This is a genomic window from Daejeonella sp. (assembly GCF_037719425.1).
Lineage (GTDB): Bacteria > Bacteroidota > Bacteroidia > Sphingobacteriales > Sphingobacteriaceae > Daejeonella.
Genome location: NZ_JBBJNI010000140.1, coordinates 1 through 11,131, shown reverse-complemented (window position 1 = coordinate 11,131; position 11,131 = coordinate 1). Strand labels below are relative to the sequence as shown.

Annotated in this window: 7 protein-coding genes; 2 read left to right on the top strand and 5 right to left on the bottom strand. The window is 42.2% G+C overall.

Annotation, left to right across the window (positions count from 1 at the left end):
* Window positions 1-604 precede the first annotated feature (604 nt).
* A complete protein-coding gene (locus tag WKF69_RS15740) occupies window positions 605-2,437 on the top strand; it encodes a DNA polymerase III subunit gamma/tau (RefSeq protein ID WP_340383081.1) in 1,833 nt (610 codons plus the stop codon).
* 120 nt (window positions 2,438-2,557) lie between these two features.
* On the opposite strand, the gene WKF69_RS15735 is transcribed toward WKF69_RS15740, so the two are convergent.
* Window positions 2,558-2,980, bottom strand: a complete 423-nt coding sequence (locus tag WKF69_RS15735; protein WP_340383080.1) for a hypothetical protein — start codon at window positions 2,978-2,980, stop codon at window positions 2,558-2,560.
* Window positions 2,981-3,135: 155 nt separating this feature from the next.
* On the opposite strand from WKF69_RS15735, the gene WKF69_RS15730 reads away from it, so the two are divergent.
* A complete protein-coding gene (locus WKF69_RS15730) occupies window positions 3,136-4,374 on the top strand; it encodes an NADP-dependent isocitrate dehydrogenase (protein ID WP_340383079.1) in 1,239 nt (412 codons plus the stop codon).
* Window positions 4,375-4,450: 76 nt separating this feature from the next.
* On the opposite strand, the gene WKF69_RS15725 is transcribed toward WKF69_RS15730, so the two are convergent.
* The 4 genes from WKF69_RS15725 to WKF69_RS15710 form a co-directional block, all read right to left on the bottom strand.
* Window positions 4,451-6,061: an arylsulfatase gene (locus WKF69_RS15725; RefSeq protein ID WP_340383078.1), complete on the bottom strand. Its 1,611-nt coding sequence runs from the start codon at window positions 6,059-6,061 to the stop codon at window positions 4,451-4,453.
* A gap of 27 nt (window positions 6,062-6,088) precedes the next feature.
* Window positions 6,089-7,447, bottom strand: a complete 1,359-nt coding sequence (locus WKF69_RS15720) for a sulfatase (protein WP_340383077.1) — start codon at window positions 7,445-7,447, stop codon at window positions 6,089-6,091.
* Between the two features lie 10 nt (window positions 7,448-7,457).
* On the bottom strand, window positions 7,458-9,116 hold the full coding sequence (locus WKF69_RS15715; RefSeq protein WP_340383076.1) for a serine hydrolase: 1,659 nt from the start codon (window positions 9,114-9,116) through the stop codon (window positions 7,458-7,460).
* 132 nt (window positions 9,117-9,248) lie between these two features.
* Complete coding sequence (locus tag WKF69_RS15710) at window positions 9,249-10,625, bottom strand: sulfatase (RefSeq protein WP_340383075.1); 1,377 nt, start codon at window positions 10,623-10,625, stop codon at window positions 9,249-9,251.
* Between the last annotated feature and the right edge of the window lie 506 nt (window positions 10,626-11,131).

Here is an 11,131-nt window from a genome sequence, read left to right as displayed (position 1 = left end):
CGGGGTCAGAATGATCACTGTTTCGTACTGTTGCATTGTTGCTGTTTGTTTTTTTTTTATTTATTAATCTCCCGAAACCTGCTAAACAGGCTTCAAAGCGGGATGCAAAAATAGGTATAATTTTCTATTTATCAAATGGTTTTGACAAAATGTTAGAGTGGTGATTCGCCCGGCCAAAGCTAAGGTGGTTAAGATAAGAAAGTATTCACGGAGAGGCCGTGGAAGCCATTACATTGTATTCCTCTTTACAATAAATACAATAAAGCCTATAGTGAATTTCAGGTACTTGTTAAATGTTTTCATCGCCCATCGCTAGTTCTACAAAGATGTAGTTATAGCTGCACATCAGCCATACCCGAAAACGGGTATTTTAGTTAACTTCCAAAATCTGAAATTGTTTAAATTATTTTATCTTATTGGTTGTTGGTGGACCGTTGTTAGCCTGCCGGCAGGCAGGTTGTTAGACTAAGCGCCCAGTCCACCAAGTAATATGCTTCCCTAGCTCCTTAGGCATCCACCCCAACAACGAACAACCAACAACCAACTACTAATAACCAATAAAAAAGTTTGCATTAACCCGTTCCTCTTTCTAATTTAGGACCCGATGGATAACTTCATAGTTTCAGCAAGAAAGTACCGGCCGCTCACCTTTCAAACCGTTGTAGGTCAGCAGCATATAACCGGCACGCTGAAAAATGCCATCAAAAATAATCAGCTTGCACAGGCGTTTCTTTTCTGCGGACCGCGTGGAGTTGGGAAAACTACCTGCGCCAGGATCCTTGCTAAAACAATAAATTGCCAGAATCTTAGCCCGGAAGCAGAAGCATGCGGTGTGTGCGACTCCTGCGTTTCATTTCAGAACGGCAATTCATTTAATATTCATGAGCTGGATGCGGCATCGAACAACTCGGTGGATGATATCCGCAGCCTTATTGAGCAGGTCAGAATTCCGCCCCAGGCTGGAAAGTATAAGATCTATATTATAGACGAGGTTCACATGCTGTCCCAGGCGGCTTTCAATGCATTCCTGAAAACCCTTGAAGAGCCTCCTTCATACGCTATATTTATACTTGCTACCACAGAGAAGCATAAGATCCTGCCTACGATCCTGTCAAGATGCCAGATTTTTGATTTTAACCGGATCAAGGTAAACGACATGGCCCTGCATCTGCAGGAAATTGCAGTTAAAGAGGGTGTAAGCTATGATCAGGATGGCCTGCACCTTATCGCCCAAAAAGCCGATGGCGGATTAAGGGATGCCTTATCCATGTTTGATCAGATTGTCAGCTTTTCAAATAAGAATGTTAACTACAAAGCGGTAATTGATAACCTTAATATCCTTGACTACGATTACTATTTCAAGCTGACTGATGCTATATTAACGGAAGATGTTGCAGGATGCCTTCTGATCTTTGATGAGATCCTTACTCATGGCTTTGACGGCAATCACTTTATAACGGGACTTGCTTCGCATTTCAGAAACTTGCTGGTTTCCAAAGACGTATCGACACTGAAATTGCTTGAGGTCAGCGAAGGTATCCGGCAGAAGTATAGTGTACAATCGCAGGCTTCAACTGCTTCTTTTTTAATTTCAGCCTTAAACATCACAAACCAGTGTGACCTCAATTATAAAACGAGCAAGAACCAGCGCCTTCAAGTTGAACTGGCTTTAATAAAGCTCTGTCACCTGCCATCCATACTTAACCTGTCAAGCGCTCAGCCTGCAAATCATGAAACTCAGGAAGTAAAAAAAAAACTTGAGCCATTAGCAAAAGCCCCGGAACCCGCTGAGGAAGTTAAAGTTTCGATCGCCTCTCAGATTGAAGAAGAGCCTGCAGAACCAATTACAGTAAAAGCTTACGAACCTTTGCCCGCGGCGGAGGAAATCCATACTCCCGCACAGCCTGCAGAGAATCTGGCTGAACCGGAAGAAAAGAAAGGTAAGCTCAATATCCCGAAGCAATCTTTAACAGGCAGCGCCTCGCTGATCCCAAACCTGAACGACCTTGAAGCCAGCTATTCTAAGAAAGAAGAACAGAAGCCTGAATACCTGAGCGGCGACAGCCGTACGGTCTTTGATGCAGATTCCCTGTTAAAGTTCTGGAATCAGTATGCGGCAAAAATTAAGCAGGAGGGCAAGATCAATATTTTCACGATCATAACATCCAATCCTCCAACACTGCTCGATAATTTCGTCATTGAACTGATCATCGAAAACAAGGTCCAGGAAGAACTTTTAATGAACGAAAAGGTTGACCTCCTTAACTTCCTGCGTACCGAGCTTAAGAACTTCAGCATCGAACTGATTATCAGGCTTGTTGAAAACACCACCAAAAAGCGACTGTATACCTCTACCGAAAAGTATAATCACATGGTAGAAAAGAATCCCAAACTGGAGGAGTTCAGGAGGAGGTTTAATTTGGATATCGATTATTGATTGCTTCGTTCCACTCGCAATGACAATACTAAAATATTAAAATAACCATCGTTAGGTGGTTTTACTATAAAGACATAGCTAAATTTTCAAATAGTTGTCATTGCGAACGAAGCGAAGCAACTATACCCTGTTATTCTTCGGATACCCTTCCTCATCCAGATCATCCCGGTCATCTTCCGGCGTTCTCGAAAGCGCCTCATCAATTGGCAGCACTTCAACTATATTACCATTATCAACGTGCATTCCCAGTTCTTCGAGATTCGTTTCAAGGCTGAGGTTTTTATCGTATTCATTTACCGCTGTTGGGTTGGCTTCATCGAAATCCGAGTCTGCATCACCGCCATTCTCCACCGCTGTATCATAAGGATCCAGATGGATATAGTCGGGATCTTCGCTCTTGACATCTAACTCGTAACTGTTCTTCTCTTCATCATATGCAAGGTCATCGATATTCACTTCCATATTCAGATCATCTTTTAATGCCTGATCTCTATCTGTTTTATCGGGAAGAAGCTCTTCTCCCGGTTTTTGTCTGCGTTCCATAAAGTCGATTTAATTCTTCTTTTAAAACATAACCTCCCTGATTTAGTTTTGAAAAGACACACATTGTTATCACTAAAAATACTCAAAGACGCTTTTCGGGTGTACCCAAAATTCTTATCTTTGTCGAAATTCCAAAAACCCTCATTTTTAAGTATATGTCAGTACAAAAAATTAAAGTTGCAAATCCGGTAGTAGAATTAGACGGTGATGAAATGACCAGAATTATCTGGAAGTTTATAAAAGATAAATTGATAACACCATATCTTGATCTGGATATTAAATATTTTGATCTTGGAATGGAATACCGTGATGAAACTAATGATCAGATAACGATCGATGCAGCGAATGCCATAAAGCAATATGGAGTTGGTATCAAATGTGCAACCATTACTCCTGATGAGCAGCGCGTGGAAGAATTCAAGCTTAAGCAAATGTGGAAATCGCCGAATGGAACTATCCGCAACATTCTTGATGGTACAGTTTTCCGTGAGCCGATCGTTATGAAAAACGTTCCTCGTATAGTATCGAACTGGACTGCACCTATTTGTATTGGCCGTCACGCATTCGGTGATCAATACCGTGCTACTGATTTTCTAACTAAAGGAAAAGGAAAGTTAACTATAACATTTACTCCGGAAGATGGCGGCGACGCCCAGTCTTTTGAGGTCTATAACTTTAAAAGCGATGGCATTGCTTTAGCGATGTACAATACGGATGAAAGTATCTACGGTTTTGCCCGTGCATGTTTTAACCAGTCATTGTCAAAGGTTTGGCCTTTATATTTATCTACAAAAAACACCATCCTGAAGAAATATGACGGAAGGTTTAAAGATATATTCGAAGAAGTTTACCAGAAAGAATTCAAAGCAAGATTTGACGAAGCCGGTATAACTTACGAACACCGTTTGATCGATGACATGGTTGCTTCTGCATTGAAATGGAACGGAAACTTTGTTTGGGCTTGTAAAAACTACGATGGTGATGTTCAGTCGGACTCAGTAGCACAAGGATTTGGTTCACTTGGACTAATGACTTCTGTATTGGTAACCCCTGATGGAGGAATTATGGAAGCTGAAGCTGCACACGGCACGGTAACACGTCACTACCGTGATCACCAGGCTGGAAAACCTACTTCAACGAACCCAATTGCATCTATTTTTGCATGGACCAGGGGTCTTGAATTCCGCGGCAAGTTAGACAACAACCAGGCACTGATAGATTTCTGTCAGGCACTTGAGGAAGTTTGTATTGAAACTGTAGAGAGCGGAAAGATGACTAAGGATCTAGCAGTTTGTATCCATGGTAATAAAGTAAACCACGGTGAGCATTACTTATACACTGAAGAGTTCTTAGCCGCGATCGACGAAAACCTGAAAGCGAGATTAGGAAAGTAATTAGTTTCTTCTGAATAGAAAAAGGAGTTGTCTCTTATGAGGCAGCTCCTTTTTAATTTTAAAAGTCTTTATCCGATCAGTACTCCCGCTTAAACGTTTCACCGCGGGTCGTCATATCTGTACCATTTATTGGCAAAACATTATTTTGATTCGCCCATTTAGTCCACAAAGCCTCCATTTCTTTCACCTTTACGGGATATTTTGCCGCCAGGTCATTCAGTTCCGTTTTATCCTTCGCCAGATCATACAATTCCCAGGAACCGGCATAAGGGACTTTTTCAGAACTTTTTGATACAAGTTTCCAATCCTTCACCCGGATAGCCCTGTTTCCCTCGTGCTCCCAATGCAAATTGCGTTCGGCCAGCTTCTTCCCTGTAAAAACAGGTAAAAGGCTAACTCCATCCAGAGGATGTACTGTCTGAGCATTATAAACTGCAGGAAATTTAGCTCCTGCTGCCTCCAAAAAAGTTGGCATCAGGTCAATGAGGTGCGCAGGTGAGTTATCCATTACCGACCCATTCTTTGCAGTATGCCCCGGCCAGCTCACAATGAAAGGTGTATGGACGCCGCCTTCATGCACCCGCGTTTTATATAACCTGAAAGGTGTATTACTCAAATTCGCCCAATTACCCCGGTAGCTTTCATAAGTCTCATCATTGCCCAGCTTCGCCAGGCTTCTGTCGGCACTGCTTAAATATTCCGCGCAGCCTCCGTTATCGGACAAAAAGATCACCATTGTGTTTTCTGACAAGCCATTATCCTGAAGTGCCTTCGTTATCCTGCCTACGCCCTGATCCATGCAATCAACCTGAGCTGCGTACACTGCCATTCGCTTTACCCAAAGACCCTTTTCACCCGATGGAATGTCCTTCCAGGCAGGTACAGAATCTTCCCGGCTGCTTAACTTTGTCGATCCGTCAAGTATCCCCATTTTTAATTGCTTCTTATACCGCTCGTCACGAAGCTTGTCCCAGCCTTGTTCATAAAGCTTCATGTATTTCTGAATGTCCTCTTCCTTGGCGTGCAAGGGCCAGTGTGGAGCTGTGTACGCAACGTACAGGAAAAACGGAGATTTCGCCTTTGATGAGGCATGATCTTTTATAAACGCAGAGGCTGAATCTGCAATTGCATCTGTTAGGTAAAACCCTGCTCCGGGTTTCAGGAGGGTATTACCACTTGTCAATGTTTTAGGCGTGAAATAGCTGGCCGAGCCTTGCAGGATACCAAAATATCTGTCAAACCCTCTCTGAACAGGCCAGTTTTCTCTGGACCCGTTGGGCCTGATATTAGAGCTGACATGCCATTTACCTGCCATATATGAGCTATACCCCGCTGGCTTTAATGCTTCTGCGATGGTAAGAGCATTCATGTTAAGATCTCCTTTATATCCCGGCAACTTATGGTCGAATCCGGTCATATATCCCATACCTGCATTGTGAGGATACAGGCCGGTTAATAATGACGCCCTTGTAGGACAGCACCTCCCGGTATTGTAAAATTGCCTAAGCCTGATACCTTTTTCTGCCAAACGATCAATGTTTGGTGTCGAGATCTCTGACCCATAAGATCCTAGGTCGGAAAATCCCATGTCATCTGCCATGATAACTACAATATTGGGCTGTGGCTTCTGCGCATAAACGCTAAATGCTAAGATTAATATCAGGACAGATAAATTTATTTTTTTCATGTTTTATAATGCTTATGTTTCAACTTTTTATTTTTCACGGTATCCCAGGTCCAGTTGTGAGAAAGCCGGGACTATTCCTGCTTTGTGTTTATCTTTTATTTTGATCATCCGGCTGATAACTTCCGGATGAGCCTTTCCGATCTCAAATTTTTCGGAAGGGTCGTGCTCTATATCAAATAGCAAAGGAATGTTATGAATTTCCGGCAATTCCTTAGAGTATGATGCTTTAGTGATAAAATGAGCTTTGTAAGATCCTTTCCTGATCGCGTAGAGTTTGTCCCGGTTATAATAATAAACTTCGTCCTGGGTTCCCGTTTGTCCCATCAGCAAAGGATACAGATCCTTTCCATCGATCACCCGGTCTCCGGGGAAAGCAACACCGGCCAATTTCAAAAATGTAGGATATAAGTCCATGGTTGTAGCAATCGCTGAACTGGTTTGATTTGGCTTAATTTTGCCCGACCACCTTGCGATTGCCGGCACCCTGAAGCCGCCCTCATAAGTGGACCCTTTTCCTTCAAATAACATACCTGCCGATCCACCATTTTCTCTTTCTCTCAGCCACGGGCCATTGTCGCTGGTAAATATAACAAGAGTGTTCTTGTCGAGACCTAATAGCTTTAGGTTTTTGAGGATCTCACCCACACTCCAGTCTAATTCTTCAACCGCATCTCCAAACAGGCCCCTATCGCTTTTATTTAAAAAGGTTTCAGAAGCATGAAGCGGGACATGCGGAAAGTTATTTGCATAGTACAAAAAGAAAGGCTTGCTTTTATTTGCCTTTATAAAATCAATTGCTTTTGCCGTATATCTCTTCGTTAACAGACGCTGATCAGGATTACTTTCAATTATTTTTCCGTTCTCCATAAAAGGCAGAGGAGGTGCATTTTTATAAGCCGGCGCCACCATATCATTGGAATATGGTAATCCATAAAATAGATCGAAGCCATGATTTATCGGTAAAAATTGCGGTAAATGACCTAAGTGCCATTTTCCTACCAAAGCAGTTGTATAATTTTTAGTCTTAAGAGCCTCAGCTACGGTAATCTCCGATGCGGGCAAACCGCCGGTAGATTTAGGGTAAAGGGCATTGCCGCTGCTGTCAGACCCGGCCATACCGCTGCGTATGGCTAATCTGCCGGTGAGAAAGGCCGCCCTACTGGGGGTACAGATACTTGCCCCGACATAAAACTGCGTAAAACGGATCCCTTCCGCCGCCATCCGGTCGAGGTTGGGTGTTTTAATTGTAGGATGTCCATAACATCCCAGATCTCCGTAACCCAGGTCGTCTGCCAGGATCACAATGATGTTAGGCGGTTGTGCGTTAACTGATCCATAAAGGGCGATCAACGTCAAAACGATGGCAAATAATTTATAATGCTTCATATTTTCCTGATTACAAGCCAGTACTAACAGCCTTATCACCCCCTTGTACCCTCTTAAAATCCAGGTCCTGAAAATCGTAACTAAAATCTGTGAGGGGGGAAATTGGTTTCATTTTAATACCTGAAGGACTGCCTTCATAATCCAGTGAGAACATAATAAAAGCATCGGCATCCAGGCTCCTGTCTGTCCACTTAGCAAGGAAGGTATTTCCTTTATAAAAAAACATTTCTCCTGAAATCCTTGGTGATCGCTGAGAACCAAAGAAAAGCTTGCCATTCTTCATTCTGATGGAGATATCGCCGAACCAGACATCACGGTAAGTCCCGGTATACTGCCCAAGATTACTCGGCGGAGTTGCTGCTGCAGATACCTTCCATGCCTCAGTTGTCACTTTATCGGCATTCCCCAGGTTTGACTGCATCCGGTCGGCATTTTCTTTAACCCGGTCTTTACCTTTGATACCGAAGTAACTGTCCTTTATCTGGTTTGTAATAGAACTAAAAGCCGCTCCTATTTGCTGATTAGTCAGGACGATGATGCCCAGGTTGAGTTCCGGGACCATCGTTACTTGTGTAACCATGCCTGCGACAAACCCTGTATGGCTGGCTTGTTTGTAGCCCATCACATCGCTAATATTCCATCCAAGTCCGTAAGAGTTGAAGTGGGTATTATAAATTCCCGGAGATCTCACCGGAATGATAGTCTGTGGATCCCACATTTCTTCATGCACATTCTCCGAGAACAGCTGCTTTTCGTCACCATATTTGCCGTGCTGCAATTGCATGATCACCCACTTGCTCAATTCGCTGATACTCGAATTGATACCGCCTGCAGAATTTCCAAACTCAAACCGGTCACGGTCAATTACTTTTACTTTTCCATCTACTACGGCGTGCGCAGCAATCACATTGGATTTATCCTTAAGCCGGTTAAACGATGAAGCGCTCTTACTCATTCCAAGCGGCCTCATAATCATTTCTTCCACAAACTCTTCCCAGGGCTTGCCTGATACCCGTGCCACGACCTCCCCTGCTACCATATATAAAAGGTTGTCATAATCATATTTAGTCCGGAAGCCTGAAACAGGTTTCAGATACCTCAGGTTGTGAATGATATCTTTCATAGTAAAACTATTCTGGCCCGGCCAGAACATGAGGTCACCGGCACCTAAACCTAAGCCGCTGCGGTGTGTTAACAGATCCCTGATCGTAAACTCTTCCGTAACATAGGCATTATACATCCTGAATTCGGGAATGTAGTCTATTACCCTGTCATCCCACTTCAGTTTTCCTTCATCAACTAAGATCCCCAGGGTGGCAGCTGTAAAAGCCTTGCTATTGGACGCAATGCCAAATAAAGTATTCTCGTCGACCTTTTCCGGCGAACCCAGCGAGCGGACCCCGTAACCCTTCGAATGGATCACTTTTCCGTCCTTTATAATTGCAACTGCAATACCCGGCACATCGAAGGCTTTTAACGTCCGCTCTGCTAAAACGTCCACCTCTGCAGACGTTATCGACTGCGCCGATGCAAATGAAATAGAGATTAATATTATCGGGAGGATTGAGAGATATCGATTGAGATGCTTCATAAAAACAAGATAATGTAAATAATTATAATTCCCCATACCAAGCCCGGCAACCGCACTGGAGATGCGCGGCTTTCTCATCCGAATGTGTCATTACAGTTATGAACGGTATGGATGGAATTTACCCGAATAGCATCGGTATAAAAAGAATAACTGCCGTTGTTGGGTAGTAACAAAAGAAATAATTTGTTATAAAAAGCTAACTTTTATAATTTAATTCTTAACGGTAACTGTTGTTTTTGCACCCAATTTACTGCGCCATTGTTTAAGCTCCTCCGATAGCTGCTTTACCTTACCCGGATTTTTTGCAGCTAAATCGGTCGTTTCAAACGCATCATTTTTTAGATTAAATAACTGTTCTTCTTTAGTATCAAAAAATTCTATGAGCTTCCAGTCGCCTTTTAAGATGCTACCCGCTGATCTGCCACCCAGAAAATGCGGACTTTCTAATGGATAATGCCAGTAATAAGTGCGCTCAGGCATTTCATATTCAGGATTTTTCAGCAATTTGGCAAAAGAAATTCCGTCTAATTGCTGAGTGTTCTTTTTCGCATTTATGATTTCCATAAAGGTCGGATAAAAATCAAAATTCACCAATCTTGCTGTTTCTATCCTGTTTTTGGAAAAAAGCTGTGGGTTCCAGATGATCATTGGTTCTCTAACTCCACCTTCATAAAGCATACTTTTACCACCACGCAATGGTGCATTGGTAGTAACACGGGTTTCGCCACCATTATCACTGGTGAATATAATGATGGTATTTTTATCTAAGCCGAGGCTTTTTAATTTATCCATAATCATCCCTACACCTTCATCAATAGAAAACAATTGTGCTCCCAGGTGAGGATTATTTCTTGTTGCCCTCACATCTTCAGGCCAGTTTTTGTAAGGATCATTTTCTGTGTTATTACCGGAAGCTGGGCTGGTTCCGGCTCCTTTTTTCTTTCTGAAATGATCTACAAGATATGGTTTCCCGGTAGACCAGGTATGCACCGCATAATGACTGAGGTATAAGAAAAAAGGTTTCGATTGATTTCTTTCTATAAATTCTAACGCTTCCAGGTTTTGCCTGTCTGTAAGAAATTCATGTTCTACTTCCATTTTTTTAGGAATGTCCAGATTAAACTGGTAAGGATGCCAGTATGGCCCAACACTTATTCCCTGGTTCTCACTGAGCAATACCTCCTGAAATCCATGTTTATCTGGCAAAGCTTCTTTGGGAGCGCCACTTTTTACATAACCTGATAAATGCCATTTCCCCACGATACCTGTATAGTAGCCATTATCGCGAAACATTTCTGCAATAGTATAATGGGTTGTATCTAAGCGCTCTGATGAATTTGGCCTTAAATAATCTACAATACCAACTCTTGCCGGATATTGTCCTGTAATTAAAGCGGCTCTATAGGGCGAGCATACCGGCGCCGCTGCATAAAAATTAGTGAATTTTATTCCCTGTGATGCCAGGCGATCCAGATGAGGGGTTTCGTTAAATGTATTGCCATAACTTCCTAATTCAGAATAACCCAGATCGTCGGCTAATATGTATATAATGTTAGGCTTTTTATAACTCTGACTGATGCTAAACAATGGATTTAGCAAAAAAATAAAAAGATAAAATATTTGTCTCACTATAAAATATTTGGAATCTGTTACAATTAACTATTTATTTATATTCCATTCTTTTGGAGCCTTACATGTTTTTTCTCCGCCATGCCTGTCAATTTTTGTTTCTCTGATACCAAAACGATTTGGATAACGGCCTGTTAATAATATCACTTTCGTGAAAACCCAAATCTCCCCGACCCAAATCATCTGCAAGAATCATGATGATATTTGGCTTTTTCGCAGCCTGGCTAAAACCTATTACCGGGAACATTAAGGCCAGTAAAAAAATAGTAGCTTTCTCATTGCAAGTTTATTGTTGATGTTTTATCATCTAAAGGTTTAATACAATTATTCTTATTTTCCTTTTGATAATTTGTAAAATAATTTTTTATTGTATTCTTCTAATCCAAAAATTCCGTTTAAATGGCTTGTTGAAACCCAGGGCAGCCATGCCCTGTGCAAACCATAACCTCGCATTGGCGCCAAAC

Coding starts and splice junctions, on each gene's coding strand:
- WKF69_RS15740 (WP_340383081.1), top strand. CDS start 605: ATGGATAACTTCATAGTTTCAGCAAGAAAGTACCGGCCGCTCACCTTT.
- WKF69_RS15735 (WP_340383080.1), bottom strand. CDS start 2,980: ATGGAACGCAGACAAAAACCGGGAGAAGAGCTTCTTCCCGATAAAACA.
- WKF69_RS15730 (WP_340383079.1), top strand. CDS start 3,136: ATGTCAGTACAAAAAATTAAAGTTGCAAATCCGGTAGTAGAATTAGAC.
- WKF69_RS15725 (WP_340383078.1), bottom strand. CDS start 6,061: ATGAAAAAAATAAATTTATCTGTCCTGATATTAATCTTAGCATTTAGC.
- WKF69_RS15720 (WP_340383077.1), bottom strand. CDS start 7,447: ATGAAGCATTATAAATTATTTGCCATCGTTTTGACGTTGATCGCCCTT.
- WKF69_RS15715 (WP_340383076.1), bottom strand. CDS start 9,116: ATGAGAAAGCCGCGCATCTCCAGTGCGGTTGCCGGGCTTGGTATGGGG.